Here is a 21463-nt window from a genome sequence, read left to right as displayed (position 1 = left end):
CGGAAACCGGACGCGCGGGGACATGGTTCCCCGCGCGTTCTACAAGGAAAACGGTGCATGGTCCGGTTCATCCTCTCAAAGCTTCTGTATCTGGTCCCGACTTTCCTCGGGATCACCGTCATCGCCTTCAGCTTCGTGCGCATCCTGCCCGGTGACCCCGTGCTGCTGATGGCGGGCGAACGTGGCGTCAGCCCCGAACGGCACGCCGAACTGACGGCACAGCTGGGTTACGACAAACCCGTGGTGATGCAGTATTTCGACTTCCTCGGCCGTCTGCTGCAAGGTGATTTCGGCAATTCGCTGGTCACCAAAAAGCCGGTTCTGACCGAATTCCTGACCCTGTTCCCGGCAACGGTCGAACTGGGCCTTTGCGCCATCATCATCGCCACGCTGATCGGTGTGCCGGTGGGCGTGCTGGCCGCCATCAGGCGGGGAAGCTGGTTCGACCAGATTTCCATGACTGCCGCGCTGGTGGGCTTTTCCATGCCGATCTTCTGGTGGGGCCTGCTGCTGATCATCCTGTTTTCGGGCATCCTGGGCTGGACCCCGGTGTCAGGCCGCATCAGCCTGCTGTATTTCTTCCCCAATGTGACCGGCTTCATGTTGATTGACAGCCTGATGTCGGGGCAGAAAGGCGCGTTCACCTCGGCGCTGAGCCACCTGATCCTGCCCTCTGTCGTGCTGGCGACGATCCCGCTGGCGGTGATCGCGCGGCAGACCCGTTCGGCCATGCTGGAGGTGATGGGAGAGGATTATGTCCGCACCGCCCGCGCCAAGGGGATGCCCCCCTACCGCGTGATCGGCGTGCATGCCCTGCGCAATGCCATGATCCCGGTCATCACCACCATCGGCCTGCAAATCGGTGTGCTGATGGCAGGCGCCATCCTGACCGAGACGATCTTTTCCTGGCCCGGCATCGGCAAATGGATGATCGATTCCATCTCGCGCCGTGACTATCCGGTGGTGCAATCGGGCCTCCTGCTGATTGCCGCGCTGGTCATGGTCGTGAACCTGCTGGTCGATCTTACCTATGGCCTCATCAACCCGAGGATCCGCGTCAAATGACCGATACGTCCCAAACCAACGCCCCGGTCAAGCTTTCGGACGCCGCGATCCGCCGCCGGATGCTGACCGAATTCTGGTTCTACTTCAGCCAGAACCGTGGTGCCGTTGTCGGCCTTGCCGTCTTCGCGCTGCTGGTGCTGATCGCGGTTTTTGCCGCCGTGCTGGCGCCACATGACCCGACCACACAATACCGCGACGCGCTGCTGGTCCCGCCGGTCTGGCAGGAGGGCGGCAGCGCCAGCTACCTGCTGGGCACCGATGCGGTCGGCCGGGACATCCTGTCCCGCCTGATCTTCGGCGCGCAATATTCGCTGTTCATCGGCATCGTCGTCGTGTCCATCGCGCTGGTGGGCGGCATCGTCATCGGCCTGCTGGCCGGGTTCTTCGGCGGCTGGGTGGACAGCGTGATCATGCGGGTGATGGATGTCATCCTCGCCTTCCCGTCGCTGCTTCTGGCCCTTGTGCTGGTGGCCGTGCTGGGGCCGGGGCTGACCAATGCGATGATCGCCATTGCCATCGTCTATCAGCCGCATTTCGCCCGCCTGACCCGCGCCGCCGTCATGTCCGAGATGAAGCGCGAATATGTGACCGCCGCCCGCGTGGCGGGGGCCGGCAATATCCGGCTGATGTTCAAGACCATCCTGCCGAACTGCCTTGCACCGCTGATCGTGCAGGCCACGCTGTCCTTCTCGTCCGCCGTGCTCGATTCCGCCGCCCTGGGCTTCCTAGGCATGGGGGCGCAGCCGCCCGCGCCGGAATGGGGAACCATGCTGGCCGAAGCGCGCGAATTCATCCTGCGCGCATGGTGGGTGGTCACCTTCCCCGGCCTCGCCATCCTGATTTCGGTGCTGGCGATCAACCTGATGGGCGACGGTCTGCGCGACGCGCTCGACCCCAAGCTGAAGCGGAGCTGACATCATGACCGACAAGAATGGCGCGCTTCTGAACATCCGCAACCTGACGGTGAAATTCGCCACGGCCACCGGCAGCTTTACCGCCGTGGACGGCATCGACGTCCGCGTCGACCGGGGCGAGGTGCTGGCCATCGTGGGCGAAAGCGGATCGGGCAAATCGGTGTCGATGCTGGCGGTGATGGGGCTTCTGCCCGATACCGCCACCATCACTGCCGATGAAATGACCTATGACGGCCGCGACATCCTGAAGATGAGCGGGGCCGAGCGCCGCCGCCTGATCGGCCGCGAGATCACCATGATCTTCCAGGAACCCATCGCCTCGCTGAACCCCTCGTTTACCGTGGGCTTCCAGATCGAGGAGGTGCTGCGCCTGAACCTCGGCCTGTCGAAACGCGACGCCCATGCCAAGGCGCTGGACCTGTTCCGCGCCGTGGGCATCCCGGAACCCGAGGTGAAGATCAACGCTTACCCGCACCAGATGTCGGGCGGGCAGTGCCAGCGCGTGATGATCGCCATGGCCATCGCCTCGAACCCGCGTCTGCTGATTGCGGATGAACCCACGACCGCGCTGGATGTGACGATCCAGAAACAGATCCTCGACCTGCTGATGAAGCTACAAGAGGATTACGGCATGGGCCTGATCCTCATCACCCATGACATGGGCGTGGTGGCCGAAACCGCCGACCGGGTGGTGGTGCAATACAAGGGCAAGAAGATGGAAGAGGCGGATGTGCTGTCGCTGTTCGAGGCGCCGCAGCACCCCTATACCCGCGCGCTTCTGGCCGCCCTGCCGGAACATGCGACCGGCGACCGCCTGCCCACCGTTTCCGATTTCTTCCAGCAGGAGGGCGTGTGATGACAGCAATCCCCGTCGTTGAAGGCCGCGCCATCGTTCAGGATTACCACGTTCCCGGCAGCATGTTTTCCGCCGCCAAAGTGGTTCGGGCGCTGAAGGGCATCGACTTTGCCGTGCAGAAGGGCAAGACGCTGGCCATCGTGGGCGAAAGCGGATCGGGCAAATCGACGCTGGCCCGCGTGATCGCGCTGATCGACGCGCCGTCCGGCGGCGAATTGCGGATCGACGGCCAGCCAGTCGACATCCGCCGCCAGCGCCCCGGCCCCGCCATGCGCTCCAAGGTGCAGATGGTGTTCCAGAACCCCTATGGCAGCCTGAACCCGCGCCAGAAGATCGGTGATGTGCTGATGGAGCCGCTGGTCATCAACACCGACGTCCCCGCATCGGAACGGCGCGAACGGGCCGAGGCGATGCTGAAGAAGGTCGGGCTGCAACCCGAACACTTCAATCGCTATCCGCATATGTTTTCCGGCGGACAGCGGCAGCGGATCGCCATTGCGCGGGCGCTGATGCTCAACCCCTCGCTGCTGGTGCTGGACGAACCCGTCTCGGCGCTGGACCTGTCGGTGCAGGCGCAGGTGCTGAACCTTCTGGCCGATTTGCAGGACGAGTTCGACCTGACCTATGTCTTCGTCAGCCACGACCTGTCGGTGGTGCGCTATATCGCCGACGAGGTCATGGTGATCTCGAAGGGCGAGGCCGTAGAACAGGGTTCGCGGGAAGAACTGTTTGCCGACCCGAAGCATCCCTATACCAAATCGCTGTTCGCCGCGACGCCGGTGACGGATGTCGAGGCGATCCGCGCCCGCGTCGCCCGCCGCAAGGCCGCCCGGCAGGCCCAGCCCGCATGAGATGCCGCCGCCCCCTTGCCGGGGGGCGGCGCATGCTTCGCCAAGGATTTCCCCATGACCGACTATGACACGCTGCTGGCCGGGTTCCGCCCGGTCGATGCCCCGGCGATTCCCGCGACCGAGCTTTCCGGCCGTCTTGATACCCTGCGCCATGCCATGCGCGCGGGCGGGATGGATGCGATATGGCTCGATGCCACCTCGTCGCTGACCTATTACACCGGGCTGGCGCTTCATGCCTCGGAACGGCTGCATGGCGCGCTGGTGGGGGCGGATGGATCGCTGACCTATGTGACCCCGAATTTCGAACGGCCCAAGCTGGAAACCATGATCCGCATTCCCGGTGCAATTGCAGTCTGGGAAGAGGACGAAGACCCCTTCGCCCTGATCCCCGCCCGTGTCTCCGGCCGCATCGGGCTGGACCCCGGTATGAGTTTCGGCTTTGCCAACCGCCTGATGGCGGCAAACCTGTCCGTCACCTCGGCCGGGCCGCTGATTGCGGCGCAACGGCGGATCAAGTCGGCGACTGAACTGGCCATCCTGCAAACCGCGATGGATGCCAGCCATGCGGTGCAGAAGGCGGTGCATGCGGGTCTGCGCCCCGGTGTGACCACGGGCGAAGTGGCCGCTTTCGTCACTGCCGCGCATCAGGGGCTGGGGCTGAAGCCGGTGTTCGTGGCGGTGCAATTCGGCGAGGCGACAGCCTATCCCCACGGCGTACCCTACGAGCAAAGCCTGAAGGACGGTGACATGGTTCTGGTTGACCTTGGCGGCAACCTGCACGGCTATCATTCCGACATCACCCGCACCTATGTCTTCGGCACACCGACCGACCGGCAGCGGCATCTTTGGGCGTGCGAACATCGCGCACTGATGGCGGGATTTGCGGCCGCTCGTCCCGGCGTCGCCTGCGCCGATGTCGATGCCGCCGCGCGGGCCTCGCTGGTCGCCGATGGCTTCGGCCCCGGCTATGACGTTCCGGGCCTGCCGCACCGCACCGGCCACGGGCTCGGCCTCGACCTGCATGAAGAGCCGTGGATCGTCGCAGGCGATACCACCCCGCTTGCCCCCGGCATGTGCTTTTCCATCGAGCCGATGCTTTGCGTCTATGGCGAATGCGGTGTCCGGCTGGAGGACATCGCCTATATGACGGCAGAGGGGCCGCGCTGGTTCTGCACACCGTCAGCCAGTCCCGAACGCCCCTTCGGATGATGCTGCGGCGCCCCTTCGCGGGGCGCCTTTGTCTTACTGCGCGGCGACCTGCCCGATCACATAGCCGAACACCAGCGCCGGACCCAAGGTGATACCCGGCCCCGGATAAGCCCCCGACATGATCGAGTTGATGTCGTTTCCGCAGGCAAACAGGCCGGGGATCGGCTGGCCCTGCCGGTCCTTCACCCGGCCTTCCGCCGTCACATCCAGTCCCATCGAGGTGCCGATGTCACCGGGGAAGATCTCGATGGCATAGAACGGTCCTTCCAGCGGCCGCAGACAGGGGTTCGGCTTGTTCTCGGCATCGCCCAGATAGCGCTGATAGCTGGTGGCCCCCTTGCCAAAGGCCGCATCCTCCCCCCTCACGGCACCGGCGTTGAAAGCCCGCACCGTCGTTTCCAGCGCCACCGGGTCGATACCACATTGCCGCGCCAGCCCGTCCAGCGTGGCATCGCGCTTCAGATAGCCGCTGGCGATATGCTTGCCGATCCGCGCCGGGAAGGCATGGGCCGCCCCCAGACCATAGCGCCGCACCGCCCGGTGATCCGCCACCAGCCAGGCCGACCGCTGCCCCTCGGCCAGCAGTTTCGCAATCAGCCCCTGCACGAAATCGTGGTAGCTGGAGGCCTCGTTCACGAAACGCTGTCCGTCATGGCCCACGGCAATGACACCCGGTTTCGCACGGTCGAGGAACAGATGCGGGAAGGGCCGGGTCGAGCCATCGGCATTGCGTAGCAGCGACACCGGGGTCCAGAAGCCACCGTTTGAATTTGTGTCAACGAAGGCCGCCCCGATGGACTCGGCCGCCGCAATCGCGCCGCCGGTGCCGGTGGCGGGCGACATGGAATAATGCGGCAGCCCGCGTTTCACATGATCGAAGGTCTCGGCCCGTTTCGCCGGGTTCTGCGGATAGCCGCCCGCCGCCAGCACCACACCGTGACTGGCCGCGATGCGGCGCAAGCCCTTCGGCCCCTTGACCTCGGCCCCCGTCACGCGGCCTGTCTCATCACGGGTCAGGCCGATCAGCTCGTGCCCGGTGCACAGCGGAATGCCCAGCGCGAATACCGTTTCCGCCAGCCGCCCGGACACCGCCGCCCCCATCACCAGCCGGGTATTGCGGCCATGGATCACCCGGTCGCGCAGATAGCGCAGCACGGTTTTCGTGGCATAGGTCGCGGATTTGACCGACCGCGCCATGCGCAGGAAGTGAAAGATGTCGGGCCGCCCCAGTGGCATGCCGCCAAGGATGGTGAAATCCGCAATCGGCGGGCGCATGCGGTAAAGATCGGCGCCCAGCTTGCGGCCATCATAATCATCGGCATCCAGCGACCTGCCGCCTTCCGTCGCGCCTGCGGCGTCGGAATGGTAATCCGGCGAATACGCCCGGTGCGCCAGCTTCAGCGCGGTCTTTTCATGGAAAAAGCCGATGGCCTCCGGCCCCTTGTCCAGAAAGGCATCCACGAGTTCCGCATTGAACAGATTTCCGGTCTCGCCCTTGATATAGGTGCGGGCGGCTTCGCGGCTGTCGGTCATCCCGGCGGCGACGGCCAGCGGGTTACCCGGCACCCAGATCGCGCCGCCTGACACGGCGGTGGAGCCGCCGAAGACATCTGATTTCTCGATGATGATCGGCGAAAGGCCGTGGTGACAGGCGGAAATGGCGGCGGCCATGCCCGCCGCGCCGGAGCCGACGATCAGCAGATCACAGCTTTCCGGCAGATCAGGCGCCACAGGTTTACGCATGGATCGCCTCTTCCCGCGGATAGCGGCCCATGGCCCAGCCGCCATCAACGGCAAGGATCTGGCCGGTGATGAACGACGCCTCGTCCGAGGCGAGGAAGCGCACGGCGCGGGCGACGTCTTCGGGCGTGCCGACGCGGCGCAGCGGGGCACCGTCGATCATCTGATGCCGCCGCCAGGCTTCGGTGCGGATGCGTTCGGCGGTCAGCGGCGTTTCGATCAGACCCGGAGCGACCGCGTTGACCCGGATGCCATTCGGCCCGAAATCATTGGCCATCTGCCGGGTCAGCCCGATCACCGCCGCCTTGGAGGCGGAATAGCCGCAGGAGCTTTGCGCGCCGATCTGCCCGAAGATCGAGGCGGTGTTGACGATGGCGCCACCGCCGTTGCGCATCATCCGACCCACGGCCCAGCGCGACAGGCGGAACAGGCCCAGCACGTTGATATCGAAATACCGGGTGAAATCCGCATCGCTGGTTTCCAGCGCATGTGCGCCGCGTGCAACGCCCGCATTATTGATCAGGATGTCAGGCTGTCGCCCCTCTGCCGCCAGCGCGGCATCAAGCTGTTCGGGCAGGCCCGCGTCGGTCACATCCCCCTGCACGGCGGTCACGCCGGACAGGGTGGCGAGCGCCGTAATCCCGTCGGGTTCGCGGTCCACCGCCACGACATGCGCGCCTGCGGCCAGAAGCGCCTCGGCAATCGCAAGGCCGATGCCCTGCCCTGCGCCTGTCACAATGGCGGTGCGGCCGTTCAGGGTGCTTGGTTCCATGGTCATCTCAAACCCCTCCTCAGAATGCCGCCGTGCCGCCGACGGACCGGCCGCCATCGACGATCAGCACCTGCCCCGTCACATATTCGGCGCGCGGATCGGCGAAGAAGGCGACCGCATGGGCGATATGTTCTGGCTGTCCAAGCCGCCCCGAGGGTTGCTGCACGCGCAGCCCCTCCAACCCCTCGGCGCGTTCCAGCAGCATGTCGGTCACGATGACACCGGGGGCGACCGCGTTCACCGTGATCTGCTTTTCCGCCAGTTCCAGCGCCAGTGCCTTGGTGAATCCCGCCACCCCCGCCTTGGAGGCCACATAATGCGCATAGTGCCGCGCCCCGAAGGCCGCGCGCGAGGCGAGGTTGATGATCCGCCCGCCTTCGGGCAACACGCGCGCCGCCTGCTGGCAGAGCGTGAACATGGCGACCAGATTGACCTCATACATCCGGCGGAAGTCATCGGCTGTCAGCTTGTCGAAATCGCGGGTGTTGAAGATGCCCGCGTTGTTCACCAGCACCCTCAGGTTGGCCGCACCGTCGATCAGCGCCTGTGTGGCGGCCGGATCGGTGATATCCAGCACCTCGGCCCGCGCGGTATGGCCCAGCGCCTGTAACTGGCGCACCGTTTCCTGCGCACCTTCGGCGGCCCGGTCGGCCACGATGACGGCATAGCCGTCCTCGGCCAGACGATGCGCGATGGCCCGGCCAATGCCGGAGCCTGCGCCGGTGACGATTGCGGTCGAAAGCGGTTCTGAAGTCATGGAAGTCACCAGTGGGTTCGGATCGGCCATTGCGGCCCGGAGAATGACCCCGCGCAGACCCCGCGCGGGGTGGTCGTCGTGTCAGTTCAGGCCGAAGCTGTTCGCGTCGAGCTTCGAATAGATCTGTTCGTTCACCAGCTTGGCGAGTGCATCCGTATCGTTGCGGTCCACACCTTCCAGCAGGCCGGACCATTTCGTCACCAGCGCCAGATATTCGTCGATGATCGGGGTCGGGTCGGCGATGCCGCGCGCCTCCATCGTGCGTTTGGCAAGACCGGCCAGCATTCCGTCCTGGAATTCCTTCAGCTTGGCGGCCATGTCGGGATTGGCATCCTCGATCACGATGCCGCGTTCGGCCGAGCCTTTCAGAGCGGAATCGACGCCCTGATGATAGGCGACCTGCGCGCGGGCCAGCGCCATGCCGGTCAGATCAAGGATGGCGCGACGGTCTTCCGGCGACAGCCCCGCCCAGAACTCCTTGTTCATCACATAGGTCGCGCCCAGCGACGATCCCTGCGGCAGCCGGTTCACATATTTGACGATCTCCCAGAACTTGTATCCGAATTCGAGGTTCGTCGGATCCGACAGCGTGCAGTCCAGCGAGCCGCGTTCCAGCCCGGTATAGACATCGGTCATCGGCACGGCGACCGGGGTGGCGCCAAGGAAGGCGATCCATTCATTCTGCGCCGTGCCCGCGGTGCGGATCTTCAGCCCCTGAACCGACGCCGGATCGCTGATCGGCTTCATGCAGAAGAAATTGTAGATCGGTGTCGAATAACCGCCCAGAAACACCGCATTATGCTTGCCGTATTCCGCCACCATCTGCGGGTTCAGCACACCGATTTCAGTCAGCGCGAAGGCCGCCGCGTAATCGTCTTTCGCAAGAAAGGCGAGGTCATTGATCACGCCCGACAGCGGCAGTTCCGACGGCGTGTAAGAGGCGGCAACGATACCAAGCTGCGCCACGCCATCGCCGATAGCCTGAAGCGTGGTCGGCGCCGGAACCAGCGAACCCGAGGAATAGACCTCGAAATTCACCCGGTCACTGGTGGCCTTGGCGATTTCCTGAACGAAGGGGCCATAGGCGACGCCATTCAGGATATGCGAGGGCGCCATCCAGTTGGTCGCCTGATACATGTCGGCAGAGGCGGGCAGCACAAGAAAGGGCAGCGCCGCTGCCGCAAGAAGCGTCGATTTCATCTTGGGGTTTCCTGTCGGTTTATGCCCGGCCCGTGATCGGGGCCGGGGCGGTTCAGTCAGGTGTCATTCAAGACCGAAAGTATTCTCGTCGATCTTGTCGTAGAGATTGGCTTTCAGGATCGCAGCCACCGCATCGGCATCCGTGCGGTCCACATCGGCAAGAAGGCCGGTCCATTTCGCTTCCAGCGCGGTATAGTCGTTCAGGACGTCAGTCGGGTCCTCGATACCCCGCTCGGCCACGGCCTTGGCGGGCAGCTTGCTTGCCACCTGCGCCTGAAAGGCGGTAAGGGTGTCGCGCATTTCCTGCGTCGGTTCGGTCACCTTCAGTCCGCGTTCCTTCGAACCTTCCAGCGCCGCCTGCACGCCAACGTGGTAGGCCACCTGTGACCGCGCCAGCCCGGTGGCCATGGCGTCAAGAATGATGCGGCGGTGGTCCGGCGACAACCCCGCCCAGAAATCCTTGTTCATCACATAGGTCGCGCCAACCACCACGCCCATCGGCAGGGTGTTCACGGTCTTGGCGACCTCCCAGAACTTGTTGCCCTTGTCGAGGTTGGTCGGGTCCGACATGGTGCAGTCGATAGAGCCGCGCTCCAGCCCCGAATAGACGTCACCGATCGGCACCGAGACAGGCACGCCGCCCAGAGATTGTATCCATTCCGTCTGCGCCGTACCCGCCACGCGCACTTTCTTGCCCGATACGTCGGCGGGGGTGACGATCTCGGTCATGCAGATGAAATTGTAGAAAGGCGTCGAATAGCCGCCGGCGAAAATGCCGCCGTTCTTCGACCATTCGGCCTGCACCTTCTTGTTCGTCAAGCCCAACTCGGTCCAGGCGAAGGCGGCGGCAAGGTCGTCCTTGGCGACGAAGCCCATGTCGTTGATCGTGTTGTTCAACGGCAGCTCCGAGGGCGTATAGCCCGGATAGACGATCCCGATCTGCGCCACGCCATCGGCAAGGCCCTGCATCGTGGTCGGCGCGGGCACCAGCGCGCCCGAGGAATAGACCTCGATTTCCATCGCGCCCCCCGAGGCGGCGGCGACATCCCTGGCAAACTCCTGATAGGGGAATTCGTTCAGGATATGGGCAGGCGCCATCCAGTTGGTCGCCTGATAGGTTTCGGCACTTGCCACCCCGGCCAGAAGCGGCAGCAGCGTTGCACCAAGCAGCAGTCGTTTCATCGGTCTTCCTCCCTTGCTGGCCCTGTCCGCCCTCCTGCGGAACAGGGACCCCATGTTTTGCGCCGCTCGGGCGCCCGTCACTTCATCATCCCCGGCAGCCAGAGCGCGATCTGCGGAAAGCCGATCAGCACCGCCAGCACCAGCAGATCCACCGCAATGAACCAGCTCACGCCGCCGAAAATCTGGTTCAGCGACACCCGATCCCCCAGCGATGTCTTGATGACGAAGACATTCATGCCAACCGGCGGGCTGATCAGGCCGATGGTCATCAGCTTGATGACCAGAATGCCGAACCACGTCAGGTCCACCCCGTGCTGGTGCAGCAGCGGCACCAGAACCGGCATGGTCAGCAGCATGATCGAGATTTCCTCCATGAAGGTGCCCATCAGCACCAGCAGGACACAGATCAGCAGGATGATCGTCAGCGTGTCATAGCCTTCGAAGAACCCCATCACCCAGTTCGGGATAGTGGCCAGCGCCACGAACCGCGCGAACAATGCGGCACCCAGCACGATCATGAAGATGGCCGAAGTGCCCGCCGCCGTGTCGATGACCGAGCGCACCAGCATCGGGCGGTTCAGCCGGCCACGCAGTGCGGCGATGACACAGGCGAGGAAAGCCCCCACGGCACCGGATTCTGTGGCGGTGAAGGCGCCGGTGAAGATGCCGCCCATCACGATGGCCGTCACCGCCGGCAAGGGCCAGGCATCGCGCAGCAGAGCCCATTTCTCGGCCCGTGTGCTTTGATCCACATAGCGCGGCGCAAGGCTTGGCTTCAGCGTGCAGCGCAGCGTGATCATGGTGATGAAGGCGAATGCCGTCAGGATACCCGGCACCACGCCTGCCATGAACAGGGTGTTGATCGAGCTATCGACCAGCAGGCAATAGACGATCATCAACACGGAAGGCGGGATCAGCGCCGCCAGCGTGCCCGATGCGGCAACCGAACCCGTGGCAAGGCCGGGATCGTATTTGCTGTGCAGCATCTCGGGGACCGCGATGCGCGAGAAGGCCGCCGAGGTCGCCACGCTGGACCCGCTTGCCGCGCCGAAGAGCGCCGAGGCGAAAACGGTGGACGAGGCAAGCCCGCCCGGAATGCGCGCAAGGAAGATGCGCGCCGCCCCGAACAGCCCGCGCGTCAGCCCCGCCTCGACCGCGACGAAGCCCATGAACAGGAACATCGGGATGGCCGACAGGTTCCAGTCGCCAATCAGGTTGAAAGGGATGGCTTTGGTAATGCCCACCGCAGGCTTGAAGCCCATCATCGCCCAGATGCCGAAGAAGGCGGTCGAACCCATGGCGACGCCGATGGGCACGCGAATGCCGATCAGCAGCATGATGGCGGCGATCCCGGCAAAACCGATTTCAAGACGTTCCATTGGCTTTCCTCAGAGATCTTGGACGGCAGGCGTGCCGGTGGTGCGGATCTGGCCGCGCGGACCAAGGATCAGCCGCAGCAGGATGACCACCACCGCCAGCACAAAGCCGAAGGGCAGCAGGAATTTCGCGGGCCATGTCGTGATGCGCCAGATGCCGTCCACGGTTTCCCCGATGCGCCAGGCATGGGTGGCGACACCCCAGGAAAACCATGCAAGGATGCTGTAATAGACCGCCGAAACCAGATCGGCGACCCAGCGCATTGCGCCCTGCACCCGAACAGGCACCTTGTCATAGATCACTTCGACCACGATCGAGCCGCCCGATGCCTCGACCCAGGCCAGGGGCAGGAAGACGCAGCCAATCATGTAGTAAGCCGCCACCACCTCGGCGGTGCCGGGCAGCGGGGCGTTGAAGGCATATTTGCCGATCACGTCGATCATCACATGCAGCATCATCAGCACCACGGTCGCCCCGGCGGCCCAGCCCAGAAGATGCGTCAGCCTTTCGGCAATCTTAACCATCGTCCCCTCCCCTGCCGGATGCGTCACTGCATCCGGTAGCCACCATTCACGTCGATCACCGCGCCGGTGATGTAGCCGGCATCCGCCCCCATCAGGAACGACACCGCGCCCGCCACATCGGCTGGCGCGCCGATCCGGTTCAGCGGGATATTCGCGGCAATTGTGCTGTCCTTTTCCGGCGGCAGCGACTGGCGCAGCATCGGCGCGTCGATCAGACCCGGCGCCACCGCATTGACAGTTATCCCCAGCGGCGCCGCCTCGCGCGCGCCCGCCTTGACCAGCGCCATCACCGCGCCTTTCGACGCGATATAAGCCGCGCTGGAACGGTAACCGCCCAGCTGCGCCGCGACCGAGGCGAAACCGATGAACCGCCCGGCAGTGGCGCCGCGCCGCGTTGCCCCGCGCAGATATTCCCGCAGCAGCAGGAAGGTGCCGGTGGAATTGACGCGCTGCGTCAACTCCCATTCCTTCAGCGAAATATCCGTGATCGGCGGACGGTCACCATTGGCCGCGAACAGCAGGATTCCCGCCGCCGCCACCACATGATCGACCGGCGCACCTGCCGCCTCGGCCGCAGCGAAAGCATCGGCCACCGCCGTCTCGTCCGACACATCCAGCGCAATGGCGCGATGCCCCTGCCCCGGCAGACTGGTCACGACCCGCACTGCCGCCTCTTGCGACAGATCGGCGGCCAAAACCCCGAACCCGTCGGCAGCCAGCCTGCGGCACACGCTTTCCCCGATGCCACCAGCGGCGCCGGTGACCAGAACGATTCTCGACATTCCCGAAGACCCTCCCCTTCGTTGCAAAAGAAATGAACACATTTATCCGATTAATGCAAAATGAATCTTCGCAAAACTGATTTTTTGGATACATTAGGCAAAACACCCAAGGGAGGGGTCGTTTGTCAGAACCACATACCAGCACCGAACTCGCCACGGAAAAGCTGCGCGAGGCCATCCTCAGCGGCGAGCTTCTGCCGGGGGACCGGCTGCATCAGGATCGTCTGGCCGAGATGCTGGGCATCTCGCGCACCCCCTTGCGCGCCGCCTTGACGACGCTGGCCCAGACAGGGCTGGTGTCCTACGAAAGCAATCGTGGCTTTTATGTGCGCGAATTTTCGATCGCCGATGTCTCGGGTGCCTTTCAGGTGCGGGCCGAGCTGGAGGCGATGGCCTGCCGTCTGGCCGCCGCAAACATGACGGACACTGCGCGCAAGCTGCTGAACGATCTGGTGGCAGAAGGCGACCGGCTGCTGGAACCCGGCGCCCTGCTGCCGGAAAATCTTGGCGCCTATCGTCGGATGAACGTCAACTTCCATACCGCCGTGATGGATCTTGCTGGCAATCCATGGATACGGACCTTCGTGCAAAGCCTGCACAATGTGCCCGCCGCATCAGACCGTGTGATCATGTGGCGGGATTTCCGCGTCATCGAACGGTCGCACGACGATCACCACCGCATTGCCCGCGCGCTGGCCAAGGGCCAGGGTGAGCGCGCGGCTGCCATCATGCGCGAACATATCACCTTCGCGCTGGAGCATCTGGACCTGCAACTGAAGCTTTATCCGCAGGATTTCCTTCGCATGCCCAGCCCTGACAAACCCGCGAAGGGCCGCAAGGCCAGCCGCAGCAAAAGGAGTTCAGAATGACCATCCGTGTGTTCCATTCCCCCGCCTCGCCCTATGTGCGCAAGGTGATGGTGGCCGCCGCCGAACGCGGGCTTGCGGACCAGATCAAAAAGCTGCCATCAGCCGCCGGGCCGGTGAAACGTGATCCGGGAATCGTGCAGCACAATTCCTCGGGCAAGGTGCCCTGTGCGCTACTGGCCGATGACACACCGCTGTTCGACAGCCGCGTCATCACGCAATACGTCGATAGTCTTGGTGTTGCAGGCGATCCGCTTTACCCGCAGGACGCCCGCCGCTTTGCTGTGCTGACCGCCGAGGCTCTGGCCGAATCCATCCTGGATGCCGCCCTGCTGCATCGCTATGAAAACGCGCTGCGCCCCGAGGAAAAGCGTTGGGAGGACTGGTCGCGCGGCCAGATGGACAAGATCGATTCGGGTCTGGACGATCTGGAAGGCCGCTGGTTCGCCACGATCACCGACGGGTTCAATGCCGCTTCCATCGCCGCCGCTTGCGCGTTGGGGTATCTGGATTTCCGCTTTGCCAGCAAGGACTGGCGCAGCACCCGCCCGCGTCTGGCCGAATGGTTTGCCACGATCAGCGCCCGCCCGTCGATGAAAGACAGCTTTCCCGCGGGCTGAGCCTTTTCCGGTCAGTCGAAGAACGGCGTCATCTGCGCCACCACAACCGAATTTTCCTCAAGCGCGCGCTGCATCAGCGCGCGTTCTTCGTCCGGGATCTCGTCCCCCGCCTCTATCCGTTCGTCCAGCGTGCCATAGCCCGACACGTCCAGCGGCGCCAGATCGGCTTGCTTGAGAATGGCAACGGTTTCGCGCACCGCCTCGGCCTCGTCCACGCCGCTGGCATAGATCATCAGCGCAGCGCCGGTTGCCTTGTCGGGCAGGCCGTCCCCCGATTTGCGGCCGACCTCGACCACCAGCGTATAAACCTGCTGCGGTCGCTTCACCTTGCCGTCATCGTTTGCCATGCCGCCCTCCGCGCCTTGCCGTTCCGCGCCCACAGCTACGCCGGATCGCCGGGCCGGGCAAGCGCGCCGATCCTGACCAGCGCCGCCTCAAGTGGCAGCCAGTCATCCAGCCGCAGCCGCACCGGCAGGGTCAGCACCTTGGGGCGGAAGGCGGCGGGCAGGCGCACGGCATCCTTTTCGGTCGTCACCATCTGGGCGCCCAGCATCGCCGCGTCACGTTCCAGCCGCGCCAGCAGCGCGGGCGACAGCGGCTGGTGATCATCCAGCGGCACTTCGCGGGCGATGATCGCGCCTTCGGCGCGCAGCGAGGCGAAGAACTTCGCTGGCTGGCCGATGCCCGCGAATGCCAGCACCCGCTCCCCCTGCCAGCCCATGCCGGTGGGCAGAACTTCCAGCCGCCCGCGCAGATGCGGCACGGGCGCTTGGAAATCCGCCACGAACCGCGCCTGCGCCGATGCATCCCCGATGGACAGCAGAAAATCCGCCCGCGCCAGCCCCGCCGCCACGGGCTCACGCAGCGGACCGGCGGGCAGACACAACCCGTTGCCAAAGCCCTGCGCCGCATCGACGACCACGATGGACAGATCTTTCTGCACCGAAGGGTTCTGAAACCCGTCATCCAGCAGGATGACGCGCGCGCCTGCTGCCTCGGCAGCCTTCACACCGGCGGCACGGTCCTTCGCCACCCAGACCGGCGCGAAAGGGGCGATCAGCAGCGGTTCGTCCCCCACCTCGGAGGCCAGATGCCGGGGCTGCACCTGCACCGGCCCGGCCAAGCGTCCGCCATGTCCGCGCGTCACAACATGAACGCCTTCGGGCAGCCGCTCCAGCAGCGCGAGCGCGGTTGGCGTCTTTCCGGTGCCACCCGCGTTCAGGTTGCCGATACAGATGACCGGAACCGAGGCGCGATACCCGGCCTGCGCCACCCGGCGCGCGGTGACTGCGGCATAAAGCGCACCCAGCGGGCCGAGCAGCCGTGCCGTCAGCGTCGGCTTCGGTTGAAACCAGAAATCCGGCGCGCGCATGGCTCAGCCCTCCCCCAGCAATTGCCGCATCAGCACCATTGCCTGCGCTGTCGCCTCAGAGCCTTCCGAAGAAACGATCCATGCCGCGCGGGCCAGTTGCGCCGCCCGGTCGGGCGCCAACAGCTCGGCCACCGCCTCGGCCAGATCGGGGACCGAGGCAACCGACCGCGCGCCGCGCGCGGCCCCCAGACGGCCCAGCGCCGCGCCCCATGCGCCGGGGCGCGGCCCGTGGATCAGCGAGGCGCCCAGTGCCGCCGCCTCCATCGGATTGCGAATGCAGCCCGTTCCGGCCAGCGATCCGCCCAGAAAGCAGATCGGCGCCAGCCGATACCACAGCCCCATTTCCGTGGCATCGGTAATGAACACTTCGGTTTCCGGCTCCGGCTCCTCATCCGCGCTGCGCTGCGCGACCTGCCAGCCTTCCTCCGCCTCCATCCGCTGCGCGAGGACCGGCGCGCGGGCCGCATCCTCGGGCACAAGGATCAGCAGCAGCCGATGCGCCTGCCGCAACGCTGCGCGATGCGCCTCGATCACTGCGGTTTCCTCGGCCTCCGGCAGACAGGCGACCAGCCAGACCGGACGCGCCGCGAACAGATGCGCCAGCTCCTCGCGCTCTGCCTCATTGCCCGACAGAACGTGGCTGGGCTCTTCCAGACGACCCGAAACGCTGATGCGATTGGCGGCGACTGACCGGCGCAGGCTGCGCGCCGCCGTCTCGTCAACCGCGCAGATCTGCGTCAGATCGGCCAGCGCCGATTTGATCAGCCCCGGATACCAGCCTTCACGGCCGGGGGGCAGATAGGGCGCGCGCGCAGCCAGCATTGCCATGGGAATGCGACGCTGCGCTGCCTCGTTCAACATCGAAGGCCGCAACTCGCCGCCCGAGAACAGCACGACATCCGGGCGCCAATGATCCAGAAACTGCCGCGCGCCCGCAGCGCTTTCCCCCGGCGGCGGCAGCCAGATCACCCTTTCCGGCAAGGCGACGGGGCGATCTGGCGCGGTCAGCAACACAGGATGCCCGTCCTCCTCGCGGATATGGCGGGCCAGTTCGGCCATCTGCGGTGCAAGATCGGCCGTCGGCGCATGCAGCCAGACCAGCCGACCCGCTGGCCGGTCTGGCCAATCAGGCCGGATCAGCGGCTCTTTCCGGGCCGCGATCTGGTATAGCGTCAGGCCGATGGAGGGCATTCATGCGCCGGGGGGCGATCAGGCCCCCAGCTCCTCGGTCGGCGAGCCGGGTTCGGCCTCATCCCGCAGACGGTGGATATGGGCGATGAAATAGCGCATGTGGGCGTCATCCACAGTGCGCTGCGCCTCGGCCTTCCAAGCGCCGTAGGCGGTCTGGTAGTCCGGGAACATGCCGACGACATGGATTTTCGACACGTCCTTGAAGACGTTCTTCGTCGGGCTGACCAACTCGCCGCCAAAGACGAGATGCAGACGTTGCGCCATGATAAAGCTCCGCTTTAGGATATGTCGCCACGCTAGCGGAAGCGGCGGCGGAGTTAAAGCCGCCGCCCCGTCATGGACCCGCTTTCGCAGGGAAAATTCGGGACTTGCCCGAAATTTCACTTCCCCAGAATTTCCGCCTGATGTTCGCCCAGTTTCGGCGACGGACGGTCCAGCGACAGTTCGGCCCCCGAGAAGGTGAAGGGCGAGCGCACGCCCGGCACACCGTCTGGCGCGATCTGCATGCCGCGCGCCACGATCTGCGGATCGGCAAAGACCTCGGCCATGTCGTTGATCGGCCCGGCAGGCACGCCCTGCGCCTCACAGGCGGCCAGCAGATCGGCCTTGGTCATGGCCCGCGTCGCCGCGCTGAGCGCCTCGGTCATCACCTCGCGGTGGGCGACGCGGTCGGCGTTGGTCAGGAAGCGCGGATCATCGGCCATTTCCGGCAGGCCCAGAAGGCCGCAAAGCTTGCGATACTGGCTGTCGTTTCCGGTGGCGAGGATGATCCATCCATCGGCGCAATCGAACACCGCATAGGGGGCAAGGTTCGGGTGCGCATTGCCCATCTTGCGCGGCGGCGTGCCGGTGGCGAGGTAGTTCATCGCTTGGTTGGCCATGATCGAGGTCGCCACATCCATCAGCGCCATGTCGATGTGCTGCCCCTCGCCGGTGCGGCCGCGTTGCACGATCGCGGCAAGGATCGCGGTGGCGGAATAGATGCCGGTAAAGACATCGGTCACCGCCACGCCCACCTTCTGCGGCTGCCCCTCGGGTTCGCCGGTCACGCTCATCAACCCGGTCATGCCTTGAATGATGAAGTCATATCCCGCACGGGCGGCATACGGCCCGGTCTGGCCGAAGCCGGTGATGGAGCAATAGATCAGTCGCGGGTTCACCGCGCGCAGGCTTTCGTAATCCAGCCCGTATTTCTTCAGCCCGCCGAGCTTGAAATTCTCGATCACCACATCGGCATCGGCCACCAGACGGCGCACGACCTCTTGCCCTTCCGGGGTGCGGAAATCGCAGGTGACCGAGCGTTTGCCGCGATTGCAGCAATGGAAATACGCGGCGCTGCGGTCGCCCTCGCGCTCGATGAAAGGGGGACCCCAGCGGCGGGTATCATCGCCTTCCGGCGCCTCGACCTTGATGACCTCGGCGCCCAGATCGGCCAGCGTCTGCCCGGCCCATGGCCCGGCAAGAATCCGGGCCAGTTCGATCACACGAATACCTTCCAGCGGTGCGGGCATCTTACTTGGCAAGCTCCGCATCCAGCAGTGCCTTCAGGTCGGCATAGCTCATGTTCGAATGTTTGGTGCCGTTGATGAACAGGGTCGGCGTGCCTTCCACCCCGTCGGCCTCCATGTTTTCCTGGAATTTCGTGACCATGGCCTCGGCCATGGCCTGATCCTTGAAGCAGGCGTCAAGCTGGTCGTCAGTCATTCCGGCGCTGCGGCCAATGGTCTTGAGATTGTTGATCACCACATTCGGATCGTCCGAAGCGGCCCATTCCCTCTGTTTTTCGAACAGCAGGCCGTTGATGCCGAAGTAGCGCATCTCGCCGCCGCAGCGCGCCATCATCGCGGCCCACAGCCCGTAGCGGTCGAAATAGACCTCGCGGTAGACGAACTTCACCTTGCCGGTGTCGATGTAATCGGCCTTCAGCGGCTTGAACACATCGCTGTGGAAGTTCGCGCAATGCGGGCAGGTGTAAGAGGCGTATTCGGTCAGCGTGACCTTCGCGTCAGGGTTACCCAGCACGAGTTCCACCACCTCTGGCGGGGCCGTCCCTTCCGCCGAGGCGGTGGCTGCATCGGTTTGCGCAAAGACGGCGGTGCCGCCCAGCAGGCCACCGAAAAGGCCGATGGCCGTGGTGGACAAGGCAAGGCCAAGCAGGCCGCGGCGGGTCAGAAGGTTCATGGCAATGCCTTTCAGCTTTTCCGGCGAGTTAAGATATTCTGCGCCAGCGTTTCAAGGGCGCTTCTCAGCCCCTCGTCCTGCACGCCCTCGGCTGTGGCGCGCGCCTCGCGGGCGATTTCGGGGGCGACAGGTTTCGGCGCCGCAGGGGGGGCCGGGGTGAACTGCGCCTGCCCCTCGGCGAAACCCGAGGGCGCAGTCTGGGTCAGGGTGATGCGGCCGATCGCGGCATAGCCGTAGCAGGCGTTTACCCGTTCCTTGATGCGCGGCAGCTGCATCTGCACCATGGGCGCATCGGTAGGTTTGACCAGCAGCGTCAGCGTCGCCCCGAAGGCCCCGCGCGCAAAGCCCACCTTCACCGGTCGGGTGATCCGTGCCAGATCGGCGCCCACCACATCAGGCCAGTGGGTCAGAAGCCGCGTCACCGCAAAACCCCGGCTTTCCCCGGCGCTGCGGATACGATCCTTCAGCAAACCCGAGGCCGGCTCGAACCCGCGCATGCGCCGACCCTGCCGCTGCGTGCGGTCGGGGCGGGGCGTGTCGCCGCGGCTGTCCTCGGTCATGGGCCTGTCTCCGTCATCCGGCGCAGCTTAGCCGTCCTCAGGCCGACGGGCCAGCGGGCAGCATCGTAAAGACGCATAAAGATTGCGTGACGAGCAGGCGGGTCAGCCGCGCGGCCGCAGGTCCAGCACACGTTTCGCCTTGCCCTCACTGCGCGGGGCGCTGCCGGGTGGGCCAAGGCGCGCCGTGATGCTGATACCCATACCCTGCTTCACCCGCTTTTGCAGCCGGGATGCCAGATCCGCGCGGGCAGCCTCATCCATGCCCGCCACGGTTTCGGCGACTACGGTCAGCGTATCCATCCGGCCCTTGCGCGCCAGTTCGATCTGCCAATGCGGCGCGAGGCCCGGCAGAGCGAGGATCTGCTCCTCGATCTGCGAGGGGAACAGGTTCACCCCGCGCAGGATGATCATGTCATCGCTGCGCGCGGCGATCTTCTCGATCCGCCGCATCGAACGGGCCGTGCCGGGCAACAGCCGCGTCAGATCGCGGGTGCGGTAGCGGATGATCGGCAGCGCCTCTTTGGTCAGCGAGGTCAGCACCAGCTCGCCCACCGCGCCATCGGGCAGCACCGCGCCCGTGTCGGGGTCGATGATCTCGGGGTAGAAGTGATCTTCCCAAAGATGCGGGCCATCCTTGGTTTCCACGCATTCCATGGCGACGCCCGGCCCCATCACTTCGGACAAGCCATAGCAATCAATGGCATGCATGTCGAAGGCGGTCTCGATCTCGGTGCGCATGGCGTTGCTCCACGGCTCGCCGCCGAACATCGAGGTTCGCAGGGGGCTGCGCGCGGGGTCAAGACCGCGCGCCCGGTATTCATCGAGGATCGATAGCATATAAGAGGGCGTCGCGCAGATCACCGTCGCGCCGAAATCCTCGATCAGGGTCACCTGCCGGGGCGTCATCCCGCCCGAGACCGGCACGACCGTGCAGCCCAGCCGTTCCGCGCCGTAATGCGCGCCGAAACCGCCGGTGAACAGGCCATAGCCATAGGCCACATGCACCACATCCCCCGGCCGCGCCCCCGCCGCCCGGAGCGAGCGCGCCATCAGCCCCGACCATGTGTCCAGATCATTGCGGGTGTAGCCCACCACCGTAGGCTTGCCGGTGGTCCCCGACGAGGCGTGCAGCCGGATCACCTGTTCGCGCGGCACGGCAAACATCCCGAAAGGATAGGTCGCGCGCAGGTCATCCTTCACGGTGAAGGGAAACAGCCGGATGTCCTCCAGCCGCCGCAGGTCAGACGGATGCACCCCATGCGCCTCAAACTTCGCGCGCATCGCCGGGATATTCTCCCACGCATGGGTCAGTGACCATTTCAGCCGCGCCAGTTGCAGCGCCGCGATTTCATCGCGCGAGGCGGTTTCGATCGGGTCAAGGCGGGCAGGATCGGTCATCAGGTCACGCATCATCGGGTATCCGGCAAACAACACGCGGGCAGAC

The 21463-nt window shown here is 65.0% G+C and carries 23 protein-coding genes; 7 read left to right on the top strand and 16 right to left on the bottom strand.

Annotated elements, in window-relative coordinates; all coding sequences use genetic code 11:
* Positions 1–57: 57 nt before the first annotated feature.
* The 5 genes from D2N39_RS04285 to D2N39_RS04265 are packed head-to-tail and all read left to right on the top strand — an operon-like array spanning position 58 to position 4895.
* Positions 58–1065 carry an ABC transporter permease subunit gene (locus D2N39_RS04285; RefSeq protein WP_119133548.1) on the top strand — a complete coding sequence of 336 codons (1008 nt, stop codon included), beginning with the start codon at positions 58–60 and terminating at the stop codon, positions 1063–1065.
* Complete coding sequence (locus D2N39_RS04280) at positions 1062–1979, top strand: ABC transporter permease subunit (protein WP_119133547.1); 918 nt, start codon at positions 1062–1064, stop codon at positions 1977–1979. Before D2N39_RS04285 ends, D2N39_RS04280 begins: the two co-directional genes overlap by 4 nt.
* Positions 1980–1983: 4 nt before the next feature.
* A complete protein-coding gene (locus D2N39_RS04275; RefSeq protein ID WP_119133546.1) occupies positions 1984–2835 on the top strand; it encodes an ABC transporter ATP-binding protein in 852 nt (283 codons plus the stop codon).
* Positions 2835–3686, top strand: a complete 852-nt coding sequence (locus tag D2N39_RS04270; RefSeq protein ID WP_119133545.1) for an ATP-binding cassette domain-containing protein — start codon at positions 2835–2837, stop codon at positions 3684–3686. Before D2N39_RS04275 ends, D2N39_RS04270 begins: the two co-directional genes overlap by 1 nt.
* A gap of 54 nt (positions 3687–3740) precedes the next feature.
* Positions 3741–4895, top strand: a complete 1155-nt coding sequence (locus tag D2N39_RS04265) for a M24 family metallopeptidase (RefSeq protein ID WP_119133544.1) — start codon at positions 3741–3743, stop codon at positions 4893–4895.
* Positions 4896–4928: 33 nt separating this feature from the next.
* On the opposite strand, the gene D2N39_RS04260 is transcribed toward D2N39_RS04265, so the two are convergent.
* The 8 genes from D2N39_RS04260 to D2N39_RS04225 all read right to left on the bottom strand — a co-directional run bounded on the left by D2N39_RS04260 (position 4929) and on the right by D2N39_RS04225 (position 13229).
* Positions 4929–6638: an FAD-binding protein gene (locus tag D2N39_RS04260; protein ID WP_119133543.1), complete on the bottom strand. Its 1710-nt coding sequence runs from the start codon at positions 6636–6638 to the stop codon at positions 4929–4931.
* A complete protein-coding gene (locus D2N39_RS04255) occupies positions 6631–7413 on the bottom strand; it encodes an SDR family NAD(P)-dependent oxidoreductase (RefSeq protein ID WP_119133942.1) in 783 nt (260 codons plus the stop codon). The genes D2N39_RS04260 and D2N39_RS04255 overlap by 8 nt, the downstream gene beginning before the upstream one ends.
* Positions 7414–7426: 13 nt before the next feature.
* Positions 7427–8164, bottom strand: coding sequence for an SDR family NAD(P)-dependent oxidoreductase (locus D2N39_RS04250; RefSeq protein WP_119133941.1), 738 nt, complete (start codon positions 8162–8164; stop codon positions 7427–7429).
* Positions 8165–8245: 81 nt separating this feature from the next.
* Positions 8246–9364, bottom strand: a complete 1119-nt coding sequence (locus D2N39_RS04245) for a C4-dicarboxylate TRAP transporter substrate-binding protein (protein WP_119133542.1) — start codon at positions 9362–9364, stop codon at positions 8246–8248.
* 63 nt (positions 9365–9427) lie between these two features.
* Positions 9428–10546 carry a C4-dicarboxylate TRAP transporter substrate-binding protein gene (locus D2N39_RS04240; protein ID WP_119133541.1) on the bottom strand — a complete coding sequence of 373 codons (1119 nt, stop codon included), beginning with the start codon at positions 10544–10546 and terminating at the stop codon, positions 9428–9430.
* 77 nt (positions 10547–10623) lie between these two features.
* Positions 10624–11925, bottom strand: coding sequence for a TRAP transporter large permease (locus D2N39_RS04235; protein WP_119133540.1), 1302 nt, complete (start codon positions 11923–11925; stop codon positions 10624–10626).
* A 9-nt stretch (positions 11926–11934) separates the two neighbouring features.
* Positions 11935–12447 carry a TRAP transporter small permease subunit gene (locus tag D2N39_RS04230; RefSeq protein WP_119133539.1) on the bottom strand — a complete coding sequence of 171 codons (513 nt, stop codon included), beginning with the start codon at positions 12445–12447 and terminating at the stop codon, positions 11935–11937.
* A gap of 23 nt (positions 12448–12470) precedes the next feature.
* The gene (locus D2N39_RS04225) at positions 12471–13229 is read right to left on the bottom strand and encodes an SDR family oxidoreductase (protein ID WP_119133538.1); all 759 of its coding nucleotides are present in this window, start codon (positions 13227–13229) and stop codon (positions 12471–12473) included.
* Between the two features lie 122 nt (positions 13230–13351).
* On the opposite strand from D2N39_RS04225, the gene D2N39_RS04220 reads away from it, so the two are divergent.
* Together D2N39_RS04220 and D2N39_RS04215 are read left to right on the top strand one after the other, a co-directional pair.
* Positions 13352–14098: a GntR family transcriptional regulator gene (locus D2N39_RS04220; protein WP_119133537.1), complete on the top strand. Its 747-nt coding sequence runs from the start codon at positions 13352–13354 to the stop codon at positions 14096–14098.
* Complete coding sequence (locus tag D2N39_RS04215) at positions 14095–14715, top strand: glutathione S-transferase family protein (RefSeq protein ID WP_119133536.1); 621 nt, start codon at positions 14095–14097, stop codon at positions 14713–14715. The genes D2N39_RS04220 and D2N39_RS04215 overlap by 4 nt, the downstream gene beginning before the upstream one ends.
* An 11-nt stretch (positions 14716–14726) precedes the next feature.
* Here D2N39_RS04215 and D2N39_RS04210 read toward each other — a convergent pair whose 3' ends face one another.
* From D2N39_RS04210 to paaK, 8 genes are all read right to left on the bottom strand, one after another.
* Positions 14727–15062, bottom strand: a complete 336-nt coding sequence (locus D2N39_RS04210) for a hypothetical protein (RefSeq protein ID WP_119133940.1) — start codon at positions 15060–15062, stop codon at positions 14727–14729.
* Between the two features lie 35 nt (positions 15063–15097).
* The gene (gene lpxK / locus D2N39_RS04205) at positions 15098–16087 is read right to left on the bottom strand and encodes a tetraacyldisaccharide 4'-kinase (RefSeq protein ID WP_119133535.1); all 990 of its coding nucleotides are present in this window, start codon (positions 16085–16087) and stop codon (positions 15098–15100) included.
* Positions 16088–16090: 3 nt separating this feature from the next.
* Complete coding sequence (locus D2N39_RS04200; RefSeq protein ID WP_119133534.1) at positions 16091–17278, bottom strand: 3-deoxy-D-manno-octulosonic acid transferase; 1188 nt, start codon at positions 17276–17278, stop codon at positions 16091–16093.
* An 18-nt stretch (positions 17279–17296) separates the two neighbouring features.
* Positions 17297–17542 (bottom strand): DUF4170 domain-containing protein, encoded by a 246-nt coding sequence (locus D2N39_RS04195; protein ID WP_119133533.1) that lies wholly within the window; start codon positions 17540–17542, stop codon positions 17297–17299.
* A gap of 116 nt (positions 17543–17658) precedes the next feature.
* Entirely contained in the window at positions 17659–18789 is a 1131-nt protein-coding gene (locus D2N39_RS04190) for a CaiB/BaiF CoA transferase family protein (RefSeq protein ID WP_119133532.1), read from the bottom strand.
* A gap of 1 nt (position 18790) precedes the next feature.
* A complete protein-coding gene (locus tag D2N39_RS04185) occupies positions 18791–19459 on the bottom strand; it encodes a DsbA family protein (protein WP_119133531.1) in 669 nt (222 codons plus the stop codon).
* A gap of 11 nt (positions 19460–19470) precedes the next feature.
* Positions 19471–19956: a DUF721 domain-containing protein gene (locus D2N39_RS04180; protein WP_119133939.1), complete on the bottom strand. Its 486-nt coding sequence runs from the start codon at positions 19954–19956 to the stop codon at positions 19471–19473.
* Between the two features lie 165 nt (positions 19957–20121).
* Entirely contained in the window at positions 20122–21429 is a 1308-nt protein-coding gene (paaK, locus tag D2N39_RS04175; protein ID WP_119133938.1) for a phenylacetate--CoA ligase PaaK, read from the bottom strand.
* Positions 21430–21463 lie beyond the last annotated feature (34 nt).

It is taken from the genome of Gemmobacter lutimaris (assembly GCF_003570715.1).
GTDB lineage: Bacteria > Pseudomonadota > Alphaproteobacteria > Rhodobacterales > Rhodobacteraceae > Gemmobacter > Gemmobacter lutimaris.
This window is presented reverse-complemented; position numbering and strand designations above follow the sequence as displayed.

Bases quoted from the DNA above. Each gene is read 5' to 3' on its own strand.
- D2N39_RS04285 (WP_119133548.1), top strand. From the start codon at position 58: ATGGTCCGGTTCATCCTCTCAAAGCTTCTGTATCTGGTCCCGACTTTC.
- D2N39_RS04280 (WP_119133547.1), top strand. From the start codon at position 1,062: ATGACCGATACGTCCCAAACCAACGCCCCGGTCAAGCTTTCGGACGCC.
- D2N39_RS04275 (WP_119133546.1), top strand. From the start codon at position 1,984: ATGACCGACAAGAATGGCGCGCTTCTGAACATCCGCAACCTGACGGTG.
- D2N39_RS04270 (WP_119133545.1), top strand. From the start codon at position 2,835: ATGACAGCAATCCCCGTCGTTGAAGGCCGCGCCATCGTTCAGGATTAC.
- D2N39_RS04265 (WP_119133544.1), top strand. From the start codon at position 3,741: ATGACCGACTATGACACGCTGCTGGCCGGGTTCCGCCCGGTCGATGCC.
- D2N39_RS04260 (WP_119133543.1), bottom strand. From the start codon at position 6,638: ATGCGTAAACCTGTGGCGCCTGATCTGCCGGAAAGCTGTGATCTGCTG.
- D2N39_RS04255 (WP_119133942.1), bottom strand. From the start codon at position 7,413: ATGACCATGGAACCAAGCACCCTGAACGGCCGCACCGCCATTGTGACA.
- D2N39_RS04250 (WP_119133941.1), bottom strand. From the start codon at position 8,164: ATGACTTCAGAACCGCTTTCGACCGCAATCGTCACCGGCGCAGGCTCC.
- D2N39_RS04245 (WP_119133542.1), bottom strand. From the start codon at position 9,364: ATGAAATCGACGCTTCTTGCGGCAGCGGCGCTGCCCTTTCTTGTGCTG.
- D2N39_RS04240 (WP_119133541.1), bottom strand. From the start codon at position 10,546: ATGAAACGACTGCTGCTTGGTGCAACGCTGCTGCCGCTTCTGGCCGGG.
- D2N39_RS04235 (WP_119133540.1), bottom strand. From the start codon at position 11,925: ATGGAACGTCTTGAAATCGGTTTTGCCGGGATCGCCGCCATCATGCTG.
- D2N39_RS04230 (WP_119133539.1), bottom strand. From the start codon at position 12,447: ATGGTTAAGATTGCCGAAAGGCTGACGCATCTTCTGGGCTGGGCCGCC.
- D2N39_RS04225 (WP_119133538.1), bottom strand. From the start codon at position 13,229: ATGTCGAGAATCGTTCTGGTCACCGGCGCCGCTGGTGGCATCGGGGAA.
- D2N39_RS04215 (WP_119133536.1), top strand. From the start codon at position 14,095: ATGACCATCCGTGTGTTCCATTCCCCCGCCTCGCCCTATGTGCGCAAG.
- D2N39_RS04210 (WP_119133940.1), bottom strand. From the start codon at position 15,062: ATGGCAAACGATGACGGCAAGGTGAAGCGACCGCAGCAGGTTTATACG.
- lpxK (WP_119133535.1), bottom strand. From the start codon at position 16,087: ATGCGCGCGCCGGATTTCTGGTTTCAACCGAAGCCGACGCTGACGGCA.
- D2N39_RS04200 (WP_119133534.1), bottom strand. From the start codon at position 17,278: ATGCCCTCCATCGGCCTGACGCTATACCAGATCGCGGCCCGGAAAGAG.
- D2N39_RS04195 (WP_119133533.1), bottom strand. From the start codon at position 17,542: ATGGCGCAACGTCTGCATCTCGTCTTTGGCGGCGAGTTGGTCAGCCCG.
- D2N39_RS04190 (WP_119133532.1), bottom strand. From the start codon at position 18,789: ATGCCCGCACCGCTGGAAGGTATTCGTGTGATCGAACTGGCCCGGATT.
- D2N39_RS04185 (WP_119133531.1), bottom strand. From the start codon at position 19,459: ATGAACCTTCTGACCCGCCGCGGCCTGCTTGGCCTTGCCTTGTCCACC.
- D2N39_RS04180 (WP_119133939.1), bottom strand. From the start codon at position 19,956: ATGCGCGGGTTCGAGCCGGCCTCGGGTTTGCTGAAGGATCGTATCCGC.
- paaK (WP_119133938.1), bottom strand. From the start codon at position 21,429: ATGCGTGACCTGATGACCGATCCTGCCCGCCTTGACCCGATCGAAACC.